Here is a 16,606-nt window from a genome sequence, read left to right as displayed (position 1 = left end):
ATCGGCGCAGCCTACCAAGGCTGCGCAGTTTTCTCCTCAACCTCAGGTCAAACCATGAAAATTATCCTCTCAAGTGCATTAGTGCTCCTGCTCAGTGCCTGTGCAAGCGACTACAGTTTTAACAGTAATTTGGACAGTGAGGCGATTAATGACTATTTCAAGGCATCCGATGTCATCCTTTATGAAGGTGATACCTTGCCGAAAGGTCATTATGAATTAAAAGGATTGGTCGAAGGTGAGTCCTGTCAGGCCGATACCAACGGTGCGCCCGCATCACTTGCCGATGCCAGAACCGAAGCCCGTCGCAATGCCGCAGATAAAGGAGCTAACGGCATTATCATCAAGCAATGTGTCATATTTGAAGAAGCTGCCCAAGGTTGTATCAGCCGCGCATTATGCGTTGGTCAAGCAGTAAAAACGGCTACAACAGAGTAAGCCTCACGCATATTAAGCATACTGCTCGCGGCGTGATCCTATAGTGTTCTAAGATTGCCCCTATCAACCGCTTAATGGCTAACGCTTCATGACCAACGCTGCATTATTAGCACACAAAGATGGGCCTTAATGATGAGCTTAGAATAATGAGCTTAGGCGGTTGTTATACTTACCCTTTAGGTAATTTTTTGCATGACATTTACCAACCAAATTATCGCAGTGGCAACATGCCGCACGCCCTATAAACAAAAATTTGGCATTCCAAGACAACCCGGACTTGTTGAAGCGCGCGGCTATGTCGAACTAGAGCCCCATGTGAATCATATCGATGCGGTGCGTGGCATAGAGCAATATTCCCATCTCTGGTTGTTGTTTTGTTTCCATGAGAATCTTGCCCAAGGTTGGAAAACCACAGTGCGGCCGCCGCGTTTAGGCGGCAATGAAAAACTCGGCGTGTTCGCCACTCGCTCCACTTTTCGCCCCAATGGTATAGGTCAGTCTGTAGTGAAATTGCACGGCGTAGTGCAGCGCAAGGGCAAAGTATGCCTCGAAATTTCCGGTATGGATCTGCTCGATGGCACACCGATAATTGATATTAAGCCATACATTCCTTTCTCAGATTCTATTACCGATGCAGTCGGCGGCATTGCTCAAGACGCCCCAAAACTGATTTCAGTGGTGTATTCCGATAATGCCAAGGCACAGATTGAGCGTTACGCCGAGCAGGAAACCTACACAGATTTAGCCGTACTTATCCGCGGTGTGCTCGGCCAAGATCCACGTCCCGCCTACAAAAAAGCCAAGGACGATCCTAAGTTATACCAAGTCGCCCTCTATGATTTAGATGTGTTCTGGCACATGGCAGTCGATGACAATGACCAAGAATACATCTTGGTACTGGAACTCAAACCGGGGAAATGTGGCTAAATGTCTGCGCCAACGCCTACATCAAAACCTGATTATCAAAGCCAGCATAAAAAGCGGCTCTCTTGGATGCCGTGGCTGTATTTTTCCTTAAAAGAGAAACATTTAATCTGGGCTAAACCTTGGCAAGATGATATTCAAGCAAGACTTTGCGCCCTCGAAACGGTAACTATCGGCGAGCAATGCTTTATCGCCCCCGAGGCGCAGTTATTTGCCGAACCCAATCGTGATATCCGCATGGGTAATCGCTGCATGATCGCCGCCGAGTGTTTTTTGCATGGGCCTATCACGCTAGGGGACGAAGTGGCGATTAATCATGGCTGCTCCTTCGATGGCGGTAGAGTGGGTATTCAAATTGGTAGCCAGACCCGCATCGCCAATAATGTCACCCTTTACGCCTTCAACCATGGCATGGCGCCAGATACCCCCATCTATCAACAAGCTGCTAACTCCAAAGGCATTGTTATTGGCCAAGATGTGTGGATTGGCGCTCAGGCAGGCATAGTCGATGGTGTGACCATTGGCGATCACGCCGTGGTCGGCATGGGCAGCATAGTGACGAAAGATGTACCCGACTGGGCGATAGTGGCTGGCAACCCCGCCAAAGTGATTGGTGATAGACGGGATAAGTAAGCAGTAAGGATTATCTTAATACTAGCAGTGACGAAGTCACTCTCTAACAGCGCAGCGCTCTTCCTTGCGTTATCCGTTATCCGTTATCCGTTATCCGTTATCCGTTATCCGTTATCCGTTATCCGTTATCCAGCATCAAAAAATGCTATTTATCTCCCAGCTAGTTGAATTTAACCTAAATCCCTAGGTGACATCACCAAAGCAGGTGATAAAATGGCGACCATTCAACTCAAATTTGGACATCGGTAATGCGCGTCAGCAAGTACCTGCTATCAACACAGAAAGAAACTCCTGCCAACGCAGAGGTCATTAGTCATCAATTAATGTTACGTGCGGGCATGATCCGTCGTAATGCGTCGGGCCTTTATAGCTACCTCCCCACGGGCTTACGTGTACTGCGTAAAGTCGAAGCCATAGTTCGTGAAGAAATGAACAAAGCCGGTGCAATTGAAATTCTAATGCCTATGGTGCAACCGGCAGACTTGTGGGTAGAAACAGGTCGTTGGGAAAAGTTTGGTCCCGAGCTGCTGCGCTTTAAAGATCGTCACAATCGCGACTTCGTATTGGGGCCAACCCACGAAGAAGTGATCACAGATCTCATTCGTAAAGAAGTCAGCTCATATAAGCAATTACCGCTGAACCTTTACCAAATTCAAACCAAATTCCGTGACGAAGTTCGCCCACGTTTTGGCATGATGCGCTCACGCGAATTCTTGATGAAAGACGCCTACTCTTTCCACCTTGACGTCGATACCATGAATGAAACCTATGAGGCTATGTACACAGCCTATAGCAACATTCTATCGCGCATGGGCTTAGCTTTCCGCCCAGTTTTAGCTGATACGGGTTCAATCGGAGGCAGCATGTCACACGAGTTCCATGTTCTGGCACAAAGCGGTGAAGATTTAATTGCTTACTCAACGGGCAGCGATTATGCCGCTAACATTGAGAAAGCTGAATCACCTATGCCAACTGAACCCCGCGGCGCAGCCACTGAAGCATTGCGTTTAGTCGATACCCCAAATGCGAAGACCATTGCGGAATTAGTTGAGCAGTTTGGTTTGGATATCACTAAAACAGTCAAAACCTTGATCGTAATGGGTGCGACAGAAGCGACGCCTTTAGTGGCACTGATTGTTCGTGGTGACCATGAACTCAACGAAGTCAAAGCCGACAAGTTAGACTTAGTCGCATCACCATTGGAAATGGCGCCAGAAGCGCTGATCCGTGACGCCATTGGCGCAGGTCCTGGTTCACTTGGCCCTATCGGTCTTAAAATCCCTATCGTTATCGATCACAGCGTTAGCGTCATGAGCGATTTTGCCGCCGGTGCTAACGTTGATGACCAACACTATTTTGGTATCAACTGGGAACGCGATCTGCCGACAGCGCAAGTTGCCGATATCCGTAACGTAGTCGAAGGCGAGCCAACACCTGATGGTTCAGGCACTTATGCTATGGCACGCGGTATCGAAGTGGGCCATATTTTCCAACTGGGCACTAACTACTCTAAATCGATGAACGCGACTGTACTTGACGAAAATGGCAAGTCACAGGTGCTACTGATGGGTTGTTACGGTGTCGGCGTGAGCCGTATCGTAGCAGCAGCCATCGAACAAAACTTCGATGACCGTGGCATCATTTGGCCAGAAGCGATTGCGCCATTTAGCGTGGGTATTCTGCCAATGAACATGCACAAGTCGCACCGCGTCACCGATATCGCCGAGCAGTTATACAAAGACTTAAACGAAGCGGGTATCGAAGTGTTATTGGATGACCGTAAAGAGCGTCCAGGCGTGATGTTCGCCGATATGGAACTGATTGGTATCCCACACACTGTGGTGATTGGCGATCGCAATATCGATGCCGGCGTATTTGAATACAAAAACCGCCGCACCGGTGAAAAACAAGATATTCCATTCGATCAACTGCTCGACTTCCTGAAAAACGCAGTCAAAGGCTAAGCCTCAACGCGAAATGTAGACAAGCTGAAGATCAAAAACGAAACGCACTTAAGCCCAGCTTAAGTGCGTTTTTTATTGGACTTTTATTGACTGTCGTCGCTCACTCGCGACACGACTTTTTATATGTGGCTGTTTGCCGATGTATTTTTGGCAAGGTATTTTGCGCTAACAGGTACTGACTCGGAGCGACGCCCATCAACTGCCTAAACATATAACCAAAGGCTGAACCCGAGGCATAACCTAAGGATAACGCTGTAGTGAGCACAGATTCACCTCGGCTGAGCATTTGAATCGCCACCTGCAATCTAAGCCTTTGCAACCATTGGCTATAACTCAGCCCAGTTTGCTGTTTAAATAATCTCGCTAACGTGCGGGCAGAGGCACCGACCTCCCGCTGCCAATCCACCAAAGTGCGCTGTTCGCTTGGATCGGCAAGCAAAGCCTCGGTAATGCGCAGTAATTTTTTATCCTTAGGATAAGGTAAATCCAAGGCGACCTTAGGGGCGAGCACCATAAAGTCACGGATCACTTGCAAGAGCCGCATGACGCTATCCTTATCATCGGGCTTAATCAGCCCAGCCTCACTCTTCACTAAGGCATTAGCCTCTTGCAGTAATAACTGCAAAACAGGCTTCACACTCAAACAAGTACAGTTAGGTGGAAACCCGCCTATCCGGGTTTCATCCAAATACAGACTACTCAATTGCACCTGACCTAGCGCGATAACCTCATGATCGACAAAGGGAGGCACCCACACCGCTTGCTCAGGCGGCACAATGTAACGCCCCGCAGGCGTGATCACACTCAACACGCCTTGACTGGCATAAATAACCTGTCCCCAAGAATGACTATGGCGCTGTACATGTTCAAACGGCTTGAGTGTTCGCTTAAGCAACATGATGGAGGCACTTAGCCCTGCGGCGGCTAAACGTGAAGGTGCAACCTGTGTGTGCTGAGTAATATGCTGCTGGGATAAATGCGTGTCAGTGACTTGATTCAAGGTGTTATCGCCCAAGGTGATTTTTATATCGAAGCTTCTTTTCGTATTATCGAGCCTCTTCCGTATAGAGAACCTCTTTGTTTAGAAGCACCTTTTGTAAATAAGTGTCTTTTTATCTAGACATTAAGTCAATCTATCGAGCTAAAGCCAAAGCTGCAAACGCTAACATGTCATATCAGACTGAATAAATTGGAGATGACATGAGTATCCACATGGATAAAAATCGCGTAACGCCCGTTACATTACAAAAAATGAAAGGTAAAACCCCCATAGTTGCTCTAACCGCCTATGAAAAGCCGATGGCAGAAATTATCGATCCCCATGTGGATATGATTATCGTCGGCGACTCCGTCGGCATGGTGGTTTATGGGCAAGACTCTACACTCGGGGTCACCTTAGAAATGATGATTAATCATGGTCTTGCTGTCACTCGCGGCGCAGCACATGCCTGCGTTATTATCGATATGCCCTTTGGGAGTTATCAAGAATCGCCTCAGCAAGCCTTCAGACATGCCAGCCAAGTATTAATACGCACAGGCGCGCAGGCGGTAAAACTCGAGGGTGGCGCAGAGATGCTCGACACCACTCGTTTTTTAACCCAGCGAGGGATCCCTGTAATGCCACACATAGGATTAATGCCGCAACACGTGAATCAATTGGGTGGATTTAAAACCCAAGCAAGGGATGCTGCCGCCATCGAAGCCCTCGTTAGTTTAGCGAAAGACTTTGAGCAAGCAGGCGCTTTTAGCATACTGATTGAAGGCACATCCGAGCTCGCGGCGCGCACAGTGACGGCAGAAGTCTCAATCCCAGTCATAGGCATTGGCGCCTCACCCGCCTGCGATGGTCAAGTGCTCGTGACTGAGGATATCTTAGGCTTATTTTCTGACTACACGCCTAAATTTGCTAAACGCTATATCGACTTAGGACCATTGATCACTAAGGCCTGCGCCCAATATGCCCAAGAAGTGAGAACGGGTGAGTTTCCAACATCGGAGCATTGCTTTGGCCTCAGCAAAACGACCAAAGTTACAGCGGATTAATTGTCTAAAGTTAAATGATCCAGCAATCGAATAAACGATAAATCGAAATTTGCAACTAATTGAGTCTACCGACTTGCTTTTTATAGGGGGGCGTTGCTTTAATAAAACTATTAAAACAATAAATTGAGTCTGAAGATTGCCTACATCAACTGCATTAGTCTTAGGCGGTGGCGGCGCTAGGGCCGCCTACCAAGTCGGCGTGCTAAAAGCACTGGTCCAGCTTTATCCACGCAATCATGGTATTCCCTTTAAAATTATTTGCGGAACCTCTGCGGGTGCCATCAATGGCACCGCTATCGCTACCCATGCCTCTTGCTTTCACCTTGGTGTCAGAAAACTCGAATGGGTTTGGCGTCATTTTGAAACTCGAAAAGTCTACCGAGCATCGATCACAGGTGTTCTCAGCCATCTAACAAAAATGGCCCTCAAAGGCATGCAAGATGATAAGGTCAATACCGATGCAGGCAGTCTGCTCGATAATGATCCGCTAAGAGGCTTACTCAATGAGCTCATCGACTTTAAACGTATCGACCGTAATATCCGTAATGGCTCACTGACCGCGCTAAGTGTTGATGCCTCTTGTTATAATAACTCTCGCTCAGTGACCTTTTTTCAAGCCGCGAAAGAAATCGAAAACTGGACACGTGCCCGTCGCAGTGGGGAACGTATCATGCTCAATACCGAGCACCTACTTGCCAGTTCGGCAATCCCTATGGTATTTCCATCCATTAAACTCAACCAAGCCTATTATGGTGATGGTTCAGTCCATCAGCTAGCACCGCTCTCAAGCCCTATTCATTTAGGCGCAGAAAAACTCTTAGTCATTAACTTAGAGAGCCCACACAAGCACTTTCCGATGGAACTCGAATATCACCCAAAAACAGCGACAATAGCGGGTCATCTGCTCGATACCATCTTTTCAGATACCTTAAATAGCGACCTTGAGAGACTAGAAAGGATCAATAACACTTTAAGCCTGATTCCTGAGTCAAGCCGTAACAAACTCGCCTTGCATCCGATTAAAGCCCTAGTCATCAAACCTAGCGAAGATCTCAGCAAAATTGCTGCCCGCTTCTATGATGACATGCCATGGGCCGTTAAAACCTTACTCGGCTTCATCGGTATAGACAGGCAATCAGACTCAAGTATTGTGTCCTACCTACTCTTCGAAAAAACGTATACCAGCGCTTTAATCGACTTAGGCTATAAAGATGCCATGGAACAAATCGATGAACTTAAAGATTTCTTTTGTTTAAAATAAGCTAACGACTTAATCAGTTTCTTCACTAAAAATCATGCCAAATGGATAGATATAGCTTGAATATTAGTGCCGAAATTCAAACTTTCGCATGAGCAAGAAGATGGATTTAACATTGATAATTTTGTTTGCATCGCTTACTATGCTGTACTAGATTATCAAAAAATCATGCACATTTTTTCAAAAAGGGAATCACGATGAAAAAAACTTCACTAGCACTTATCGTTGCAATCACGGCATTCAGCTCTATGGCTGCAAATGCAGTTGAAGGCCAAGCAGCAGGCGCTAACGCTGCAGCTAACAGCACTGGTTTAATCGTTGCTGGTTCTGTTGCTGCTGGTGCTGCAATTGCCGGTGCTGTTGCAATCTCTAACAGCTCTGATGGCAACCCAATCACGAGTACAGGTACTAACACTACCACTGGTACTGGCAACTAATCAGTCTGATATAGCTATCAAACAACCGCCTACTGGCGGTTGTTTTTTTTGTTTCTCCTAGAGAGTAGGAATTGCTCCATTTCTTGAAATAAGACTCACCTCTCTCTACATTTGATATTTATGACTATTGAGAATAAGCAACTCGGATGCGTATAAATAAAAAACTACTATCACTACTCACAGCCTCCATTGCATTAATGGGAATTTCTGGCTGTAGTCAACGAATTAGCGCCCTCAACGATACGATGAAATTGGCTTTCGTTGGAGATAGCGATGTTAAGCTCACAACCGAGCAAGTGAAAGCTAATCCCTATGCCAGCATTTATGTCAAGATTGATGACACCCCCCAAGCATTTGTTGTTTTAGCCTTTGCGGAACCGAAACAAACTCTCACCCCAGTCAGACCCGTACCGGAAGTAATTGAGCTAAAATGGCTCTCCGCGGATAACGCTATGTTAGTGACAGTGAACGGACGTTTAGTAAAAACTCAAAGTCTACTTACTGGCAATTTAGCCGCAATAGAAAGCTCTGAACCCGATCCTATTCTCTTGGGCTTGCATTTAAGCAGTACTCCTAAAACTTGGACTCGAACTATTGATTGGCAGCCAGGATACCACTATGGATATAAGATTAAGTCGCAGTTTGCTTTTATTGCCGAGGAAGAGATACTCATCAACGATACGCCAACTCAAGCACTGCATTACAGTGAGCTAGTATCAGTGGAAGGCCTGAATATCCAGTATCAAAATGAATTTTGGTTAAAGCCAGATAATGGACACGTCATTAAAAGTCGCCAGAAGATAGCACCAAATCTACCTTTTATTGATATCACTTTACTTAAGCCATTTGCATCCTAGTGGAACCATTATGAGATATTACATAGCGCCATTGGCACTTGTACTTAGTTCGGTATTAACGACAACTGTTCAGGCTGAAACTCAGCTATTCATCAGCACATCAATAAATCAAGATGCTCAGGTTCAACTGAACTATCCTGCAGCAGTGCGTATTGAGCAAATAGTGCAAGATGGATTAGTCCAACTTCCAAAATATAATAAGACCAATCAAAATGAAGTCGTGCCTATTTATTGGTTAGGTGCAGCATTACTCGATATTGAGAATACCGCCGTATTAGAGACTAAACGCCAGCAAGTCTTAACCCTGCTATCCAAAATGGGCGAAGCTAAAGACGACAGTGCTTACATCGCCAAGCTAGCTAAACTTGCACAATTCATTCGCAACTTAAAACTTGGACAACGTGTAATACAACCACTGGATGTTGATGTTATTCGAATTAATGATTCGTATAATGCGCTGATTAATGGTCGTTTTCTATTAGTTTTACCGCCTCGTCCAACAACCGTCACGGTACTTGGTGCAGTGGCTCAAACGGGGAGTTTTACATGGCAGAATCAACTAAGTAGCAAAGATTACCTCAAGCAAGCAGGCATACTCGATAATGCTGAAACTAGTTTTATATGGATAATTCAACCCGATGGACAGGCAATAAAACAACCTATCGCCTATTGGAACCATCAGACTCAGGATATTGCACCTGGGGCAACACTTTACGTTGAGTTTTCAAGCGGCTTTGGTGACGACACGAGTTTGAATGAAAACATGATTGAATTACTCAGGAATCGGGCTCTGTAATGAAAAACTCTCTCCATTCTTTAGGTCGTCTATCCGCACTATCTTTGGCACTTTTGCCACTATTACATGCGACTGCCGATGAATTTAGCTATCCCACACTCTTAGCCTCGCAATCAGATTTTGGCGGTGTTGGTTTAATGCAGATGCCAACGGGGCGTATGGCACCTGAAGGCGAGTTTAATTTTGCCACTAGCTATAACGACGAATACCAACACTTTACGGCCTCTGTACAACTTTTCCCTTGGTTTGAAACCACAGTTCGTTATACCCAAGTACAAGACTTACTCTATAGTAGCGACCCCAGTTTTAGTGGAAACACAAAATACACGGATAAGGGCATAGACTTTAAAGTCCGTCTACTTGAAGAAAGCAACTGGCTACCAGAAACCTCGATTGGTGTCCGCGACTTTGGTGGCACCGGATTATTCGATGCTGAGTTTATTGCGGCGACTAAACGAGTTGGGCCGTTAGATTTCACCTTAGGTATTGGCTGGGGATATATCGGTAATAGCGGCAACCTGACATCGGATAAAAAAGATCTCAACTATAACTGCGATCGAGATACGTCCTATGGTGGTAAAGGTGGCACAGTTGATTATCAACGTTGGTTTAAAGGTTGTGCGGCCCTCTTCGGCGGTGTCGAATATCAAACGCCTTGGGACCCACTACGCGTCAAAGTCGAATACGATGGTAACGACTACCAATCCGACTTTCCAGTTGTTCGCGGCGGTATTGCTATGCCACAGGACAGCAAATTTAACTATGGCCTATTATATCGGTTCGGAGACTGGGGAGATCTGCACTTAAGCTATGAGCGCGGAAACACTTGGACGCTTGGTTTTAGCCTACAAACGAATTTTAATGAGTTAACACAGATTAAACGCGATCCTGCTGCAGCGAAATATAAGCCAATTCCTGCGGCACCGTTAACACATGTGCAAACAACCAATACGCCATTAGATAGTGTTAATTCTTCTGAACAAACGCCTGCAATAGCCAGCGCCACCTTAGATACCACAAAAGAAATCGCTGACGTTCATTTAATACAGCCACAAGAGGGCATGTTAGAAACAGCAATTAACTGGTCGAAAGTAGCACAGGATCTACAATCCATTGCGGGCTATAACAATCCTAAAATTTACCTCGACTCTGACAGCATCACTGTCATTGGTGAGCAAACTAAGTTTCGAGATAGAAATGAAGCCCATCAAAGGGCGGCAACCATACTCGCCAACAGTAGCGATCTAACTCGAATCAAAGAGTATCGCTTGATTGAAACTCACTATAGCCAGCCAATTACCGAAACTCGTATTAATGCGGAAAAATTTGCGCAAGTAGCGAGTTTTGGCTATCTGAATGCGAAGATTACAGACGCAAGTCAAATCAGTGTCCCTTCATTACCTCAAGGCCAACTAGTCACACACTCAGACAAAAATTGGTTAGACAAGCTTGGCTTTGATATTTCACCGACTATGGTGCAATCCTTCGGTGGTTCAGAAAGCTTTTACATGTTTAATATCGGTGTTACAGGTAGTGCCAACTATCGATTTACCGATAACTTCGAATTTGGCGGTTCTCTCTACCTTAATTTATACGATAACTACGATAAGTTTTTATATGACGTGCCACCAGACGGCACCGACTTAAAACGCGTAAGAACCTTAATCCGTCAATATGTTCACGATAACCCAGTGAGAGTTAATAACCTGCAACTCACTTGGATGGACAATCTTAGCGATAATATTTCCTATCAAGCCTATGGTGGCTATTTAGAGATGATGTATGGCGGTGTTGGTACTGAGTTTCTATATCGCCCACTTAATAGTCAATGGGCCTTTGGGTTCGATGTTAACTATGCTAAGCAGCGAGATCCCGATAGCATGTTTGGGTTCTTTAAGGATGAAAATCAATTTGACCCTCTCACCAATCGTGCCTATCGAGTTCAGACTGGCGTAGTGACTGGACATGCAACGGCTTATTACCAACCTGAGTGGTTTCCTAACACCTTACTCAGAGTCAGTGCTGGACAATATCTCACCGAGGACAAAGGCATAACTGTCGATTTCTCAAAACAGTTTGATAGTGGTGTTATCGTCGGCGCATTTGCGACTAAGACTAACTTGTCAGCAGAGGAATACGGTGAAGGTAGCTTTACCAAAGGATTCTATATTTCGATCCCATTCGATCTAATGACGGTTAAGTCTACCCATAGTCGTGCTTTCCTATCATGGATGCCGTTGACCCGCGACGGCGGTCAAATGCTTGGCCGTAAGTACAACTTGTTCGATGTAACTGATGCACGTGCGCCTTGGTATACCAGACCCAGTGTTGACCCCATTAAATAATTAGTACGCAGTAAAACCTCAAAACGGGCAAGATAATTCTTGCCCGTTTTGTTTTCTGCCATTAGGACTAACTTACAATAGTAAAATCAGCACTGCCAAATTAGCTCACTACTTTATTGGCGATTTAATCCCATGTGGCGATGAACGTAAGTACTGTGGCGGCGCTTTCACAGTTGCACCTAATATTGCTGCCGCATGCCAAGGCCAATGTGGGTCATAGAGCATAGTGCGAGCAAGTGCAATAGCATCAGCCTGCCCGTGTGCCAGAATCGTTTCTGCTTTATTGGCATCCGTAATTAATCCCACGGCAATCACAGGTGTGTTTACCTCAGCTTTAATGGCTTCGGCAAAAGGCACTTGAAAGTGTTCTGCAACAGGAATTTGTTGTAATGGACTTAACCCACCAGTACTGACATGGATAAAATCACAGCCTCGGGCCTCTAATGCTTTTGCCAATACTAGGCTTTGGGTTAAATCCCAACCGCCATCAACCCAATCAGTCGCTGATATCCGCACACCGAGTGCCATCTTAGGCGATATCACTGCTTTAATTGCATCGAACACGGCCAACAATAAGCTCAAACGATTTTCTAAACTGCCACCATATTGGTCAATGCGTTGATTCGATAATGGGGATAAAAATTGATGAAGTAAATAACCGTGAGCAGCATGGAGTTCAATCGCATCAAGCCCTAATCGTTCGGCACGTTGCGCCGAACTGACAAATGCCAATATAAGCTCATCAATTTCATCCAATGTCATCGCACTCGGTAATGCTGTGCCTTCGTTGAAAGCCTGCGCGGAAGGCGCTATCGTCTGCCAACCATTATGTTCATCGGGTGCAATAGTGCCGCCACCTTCCCAAGGTTTTCGAGTTGATGCTTTACGCCCCGCATGGGCGAGTTGTATCGCCATTGGCATACTTGAATACTTGCGAATAGATTTGAGGGTTTTATCTAAAGCAGCCTCCGTTTTGTCATCCCATAGGCCTAAATCTGCATAGGAAATTCGGCCATTGGGCAGAACAGCGGTAGCCTCTAAAATGAGCATTCCCGCACCCGATAACGCCATGCTCCCTAAATGAATCGTATGCCAATCGGTTGCTTGGCCGTTTTCTGCCGAATACTGACACATAGGCGCGATGATAATGCGGTTAGCTAACTCGAGTTGACCTAAGGTTAAAGGCGAAAATAATAAACTCATTGTCATTCCTTTTAATACAAGCAGTGATTGGCTTTATGAGGGTGTACTGGCGATGCTATCTCTGGTGGATAAAATCGGTGCGGCAATTAATGGCCAATCAATGGCAAACTCAGCACAGTTCCAAGCTAAAACGCTTTCATCTTCAGGATCATAATATTGGGTACATTGATAAATAACATCAGCATAATCACTAAGAACATAAAAACCGTGCGCAAAGCCCGGTGGGATCCACATTTGCAGATGATTCTCTGCCGATAGCACTCGACCAACCCATTTCCCATAGGTGGCCGAGTCGGGCCTTATATCGACGGCCACATCAAAAATGCTCCCTGCACAGACCCGCACTAATTTCCCCTGCGGTTTACGCTGTTGAAAATGCAATCCACGTAGTACATTGTGTTGCGAACGACTCTGATTTTCCTGCACAAATACGGGAGGCTCAAGTCCTCTTGCTGTAAAACAAGCATCAAAATAAGATTGCCTGAACGTTTCCTTAAAAAAACCACGCTCATCACCAAATACTTGGGGTTCAAACACCAATACTTCGGCTAATTCTGTTTCGCTATATTTCATCCAATACCTGCTTATAGAGTCATGCACGAAACAGCGAAATAGTAGGGTATAAAAAGGATCAATATATCCCGAATCTCAGCTTGCATAAGAGTGGCCAAAGGGTAATAAATCATTGGTTTATCATAAATGGGCAGTAATTGCTTACAGACAACCTGCGTCATAGGATAAAGACGCGAGCCAGTACCGCCCGCCAGTAAAATGCCTTTTCTCATTGAAATATTTAGAATTGATAAGCCATGTTGAAGTGCCAAGATTGTAGCATACAAAATGTCGCGAGCAGGAAGAACGGATAACAGGGCTGTTGGCTGTTAATGCAGGAAAAACAACGCAACAGAATATTAAACCGCAAAAGCTAAATACCATGTTGGCTCAGTAAGATTTCAATTCGTCTTTTACTTAATAAATATATAAGAAGACGCTAACCTATCTCAACCCTTACTACTTTCAGGGATCAGCATCTCAATACGTAACCCCTGATTAGGCGCTGAGAAGAGTGACACATTACCATTCAATTTTTGTGTGATCAGATTATAAATAATCGACATCCCCAAACCTGTTCCACCACTCTGCCTTGCGGTGGTAAAAAAGGGCTCGAATGCTTTGGCTTTCACTTCATCGGACATGCCTACACCATTATCTTCATAAATCATCTTGATCTGCGAAGCCATTTTTTCAACTACTATCACAATTTGCTTATCACCGACAAAATCATCGGGAAAAGCATGGCGAAAACTGTTCGCGACTAAGTTAGTGAAAATTTGTGCAATCGCACCGGGGTAAGAATCAATAAAAATATTATCGTCAAGTTCAACTTTTAAAGTAATATTTTTCTTACGCATCAAGGGTTTTAATGAACTAAATATTTGAAAAATGTAATTCTTCAGATTAAAGTGCTCGCGTTCCAGTATCGATTGATCTGCAGCAGTACGCTTGAAGTTATGCACCAGTTCTGCAGCGCGGGAAAGATTACGCTCAATTAAGCATAAACCATCCTGCATAGTATTGATAAAGCTGACAAATTTATCCTCATCGAGCTCGTTTTTCTCAAAGAGTCCTTTCAATAGGGATAACTCATCCAAACAATGGGTCACGGATGTGACAGCTATGCCAAGGGGGGTGTTCACTTCATGGGCAACACCAGCAACTAAGCTGCCTAAGGCCGCCATTTTTTCATTTTCAATTAAGTGCTTTTGGGTTGATTTTAAAGTCGATAATGCCGTTTCAAGCTCTGCGGTGCGCAGCTCAACTTGATGCTCAAGATCGGTATTAATGAGCTTGAGCTGTTGTTGATATTCAATGATCTCTTTAGCACTCATGGCTCGACCAAAAAGGTCGGCCAGTGCCGAGGCAAAGGCCTTCTCATCCCGAGTCCATTCCCTCGCCTCGCCCTGATGTTCAGAACAAATAATCCCCACCATTTTGCCGTGGTGACGAATAGGACTATCCAACAAAGAGCTGATCTGATTCGGTTTCAGATAGGTTTCGACAAATTCTTTAGTGGCGGGATCCGTTTGCGCCTTATTGGCGACAATTGTGCGCTCATTGTCGAGCAAGCTAAAGTAATGGGGAAACTGCGCGCGAGTGAGCACTAACACTTCTTGTGGCTGCTGATTGTCGAGTGAATAATAACAAGTGATGCTCTGATTATCCGGACTCAACAACCAAATACCCGCCCGAGAGATCTGTAATCCCTTACAAATTGAGCTCACGATAAGTTGTGATGCTTGAATGAGATCCCCCTCATCAATAACCTGAGACTTACTGACATCAAATAAAATTCGATCAAGCATTCGGGTCATAGCGGCTCGTCCGGAATATGAATATGTAGGGAGGCAAACACATCTAACAAATCAAGGCTGGCTTCACATAAGACGGGATCAAACTGTTTACCCGATTGCGCTAAGATGTACTCGCGCACCGCCTCAACAGACCAAGCCTCTTTGTAACTTCGCTTGGAAAGCAAAGCATCAATCACATCAACAATCGCCATCAGGCGGCCTTCAATAGGAATGTCTTCCTGCGATAGCCCACGGGGATAACCTTGCCCATCCCAACGTTCATGGTGAGTATAAGCAATTCTAGCGCCCATTTTGGCAATAATACGATTTGAGCCAACCAACAGGTTATAACCCTTCTCAGCGTGGGTTTGCATAATCGCCCATTCCTCGGCATCGAGTTTACCGGGCTTATGTAAAATACTCTCAGGGATACCGATTTTGCCTACATCATGAAGAGGCGCCGCATAACGAATAGTTTCGATAAAGTCTGCCTTCATACCAATGGCAATCGCGAGCATTTCAGTCATGCGCGCTACGCGGCGCACATGGGCTCCAGTCTCCTTACTGCGCTGCTCAATTGCATCTCCAATGATTAAAATTAGCTCCCTTTGTGTCTGCTGCACATTTTCGCGGCCCGATAAGTTCTCAAAGGTTAAGCTCACATTTGCCGCAAATAGCTCAAGAATGCTGACTTGAAAATCCGTTAACTTAGTGTTGTGTTGTAAATAGAGAATACTGGTGACATGGCCACTAAGCTCATAAAATCCAACATAAATATTGTCACGGATCAGCGAGGTTTTTAGCGCTATCGCTTCAATAATATGTTCCCGCACATCCCCTGGCAGAGTCTCAACGCTTCCACCTTCAAAGTAACTGATCATATCTCCCGTGGCGGCCAGCAGATTCATTTGAGTATCGAGGTAAAGGTCTTGATGATAACTCGTGAGATAAAGAGCCGAGCTTTCAAGATTGAGCAGCTGCAAGGTCTGTTCGAGCACTGCACTACCAAAGTTATGCAATGTATGGCTCTTAAGTACAGAGGTGGAAGCAGCAATCACTTTCTCCATCCCCTTTTGGCTTTGCTCGATAATTTTTATATCGCGATAGGAGTGTAGTGGCACACTAATTTTGGCCACCTAAATAGAGGTGATATTATTACCTCGTAGATGACTTTAGGTGAACACATGAGATCGACAACCAGAAAAACATTTAGTGCTGAATTCAAACTTGAAGCAGCCCAATTAGTCCTCGATAAAAACCATAGCATCATCGAAGCTGCAAAGGCGATGAACGTAGGTAAGTCCACTATGGATAAATGGGTGAGACAGTTAAAACTAGAACGCCAGGGTGGCACACCAAA

The 16,606-nt window shown here is 45.2% G+C and carries 16 protein-coding genes and 1 pseudogene; 11 read left to right on the top strand and 6 right to left on the bottom strand.

The window, feature by feature from the left end; translation table 11 throughout:
- Positions 1 to 54 precede the first annotated feature (54 nt).
- From rcsF to L5M29_RS05355, 4 genes are all read left to right on the top strand, one after another.
- On the top strand, positions 55 to 435 hold the full coding sequence (gene rcsF / locus L5M29_RS05370) for an Rcs stress response system protein RcsF (RefSeq protein ID WP_105252035.1): 381 nt from the start codon (positions 55 to 57) through the stop codon (positions 433 to 435).
- Between the two features lie 192 nt (positions 436 to 627).
- Positions 628 to 1,362, top strand: a complete 735-nt coding sequence (tsaA, locus tag L5M29_RS05365; protein ID WP_263166611.1) for a tRNA (N6-threonylcarbamoyladenosine(37)-N6)-methyltransferase TrmO — start codon at positions 628 to 630, stop codon at positions 1,360 to 1,362.
- Positions 1,363 to 1,992 (top strand): acyltransferase, encoded by a 630-nt coding sequence (locus L5M29_RS05360; protein ID WP_263166610.1) that lies wholly within the window; start codon positions 1,363 to 1,365, stop codon positions 1,990 to 1,992.
- Positions 1,993 to 2,240: 248 nt separating this feature from the next.
- On the top strand, positions 2,241 to 3,956 hold the full coding sequence (locus L5M29_RS05355; RefSeq protein ID WP_113940975.1) for a proline--tRNA ligase: 1,716 nt from the start codon (positions 2,241 to 2,243) through the stop codon (positions 3,954 to 3,956).
- 100 nt (positions 3,957 to 4,056) lie between these two features.
- Here L5M29_RS05355 and L5M29_RS05350 read toward each other — a convergent pair whose 3' ends face one another.
- Positions 4,057 to 4,971, bottom strand: coding sequence for an AraC family transcriptional regulator (locus tag L5M29_RS05350; protein ID WP_411569034.1), 915 nt, complete (start codon positions 4,969 to 4,971; stop codon positions 4,057 to 4,059).
- 185 nt (positions 4,972 to 5,156) lie between these two features.
- On the opposite strand from L5M29_RS05350, the gene panB reads away from it, so the two are divergent.
- From panB to L5M29_RS05320, 6 genes are all read left to right on the top strand, one after another.
- Entirely contained in the window at positions 5,157 to 5,999 is an 843-nt protein-coding gene (gene panB, locus L5M29_RS05345) for a 3-methyl-2-oxobutanoate hydroxymethyltransferase (protein WP_219234005.1), read from the top strand.
- 136 nt (positions 6,000 to 6,135) lie between these two features.
- The gene (locus L5M29_RS05340) at positions 6,136 to 7,260 is read left to right on the top strand and encodes a patatin-like phospholipase family protein (RefSeq protein ID WP_131523125.1); all 1,125 of its coding nucleotides are present in this window, start codon (positions 6,136 to 6,138) and stop codon (positions 7,258 to 7,260) included.
- A 194-nt stretch (positions 7,261 to 7,454) separates the two neighbouring features.
- Complete coding sequence (locus tag L5M29_RS05335; protein WP_263166606.1) at positions 7,455 to 7,694, top strand: hypothetical protein; 240 nt, start codon at positions 7,455 to 7,457, stop codon at positions 7,692 to 7,694.
- Between the two features lie 146 nt (positions 7,695 to 7,840).
- A complete protein-coding gene (locus tag L5M29_RS05330; RefSeq protein ID WP_263166603.1) occupies positions 7,841 to 8,551 on the top strand; it encodes a YjbF family lipoprotein in 711 nt (236 codons plus the stop codon).
- A gap of 10 nt (positions 8,552 to 8,561) precedes the next feature.
- Positions 8,562 to 9,347 (top strand): capsule biosynthesis GfcC family protein, encoded by a 786-nt coding sequence (locus L5M29_RS05325; RefSeq protein ID WP_263166600.1) that lies wholly within the window; start codon positions 8,562 to 8,564, stop codon positions 9,345 to 9,347.
- Entirely contained in the window at positions 9,347 to 11,692 is a 2,346-nt protein-coding gene (locus L5M29_RS05320) for a YjbH domain-containing protein (RefSeq protein ID WP_263166597.1), read from the top strand. Before L5M29_RS05325 ends, L5M29_RS05320 begins: the two co-directional genes overlap by 1 nt.
- Positions 11,693 to 11,800: 108 nt before the next feature.
- Here L5M29_RS05320 and L5M29_RS05315 read toward each other — a convergent pair whose 3' ends face one another.
- From L5M29_RS05315 to L5M29_RS05295, 5 genes and pseudogenes are all read right to left on the bottom strand, one after another.
- The gene (locus L5M29_RS05315; RefSeq protein ID WP_219250907.1) at positions 11,801 to 12,895 is read right to left on the bottom strand and encodes an NADH:flavin oxidoreductase/NADH oxidase; all 1,095 of its coding nucleotides are present in this window, start codon (positions 12,893 to 12,895) and stop codon (positions 11,801 to 11,803) included.
- Between the two features lie 33 nt (positions 12,896 to 12,928).
- Complete coding sequence (rfbC, locus tag L5M29_RS05310; RefSeq protein ID WP_263166594.1) at positions 12,929 to 13,468, bottom strand: dTDP-4-dehydrorhamnose 3,5-epimerase; 540 nt, start codon at positions 13,466 to 13,468, stop codon at positions 12,929 to 12,931.
- Positions 13,469 to 13,512: 44 nt separating this feature from the next.
- Positions 13,513 to 13,680 (bottom strand): annotated as a pseudogene (locus tag L5M29_RS05305) (sugar phosphate nucleotidyltransferase); the annotation flags it as partial.
- A gap of 216 nt (positions 13,681 to 13,896) precedes the next feature.
- A complete protein-coding gene (locus tag L5M29_RS05300; RefSeq protein ID WP_263166591.1) occupies positions 13,897 to 15,267 on the bottom strand; it encodes a GAF domain-containing sensor histidine kinase in 1,371 nt (456 codons plus the stop codon).
- Positions 15,264 to 16,367 (bottom strand): DUF3369 domain-containing protein, encoded by a 1,104-nt coding sequence (locus tag L5M29_RS05295; RefSeq protein ID WP_263166588.1) that lies wholly within the window; start codon positions 16,365 to 16,367, stop codon positions 15,264 to 15,266. Before L5M29_RS05295 ends, L5M29_RS05300 begins: the two co-directional genes overlap by 4 nt.
- A gap of 63 nt (positions 16,368 to 16,430) precedes the next feature.
- Between L5M29_RS05295 and L5M29_RS05290 the strand changes: the two genes are divergently transcribed.
- Positions 16,431 to 16,606 (top strand): transposase (locus L5M29_RS05290; RefSeq protein WP_263148818.1); only part of this gene is annotated, 176 nt, incomplete at its 3' end.

Source organism: Shewanella sp. SM95 (genome assembly GCF_025653595.1).
Classification (GTDB): domain Bacteria; phylum Pseudomonadota; class Gammaproteobacteria; order Enterobacterales; family Shewanellaceae; genus Shewanella; species Shewanella oncorhynchi.
The sequence above is the reverse complement of the archived record's forward strand: the minus strand, read 5'-3'. Positions and strand labels throughout refer to the sequence as shown.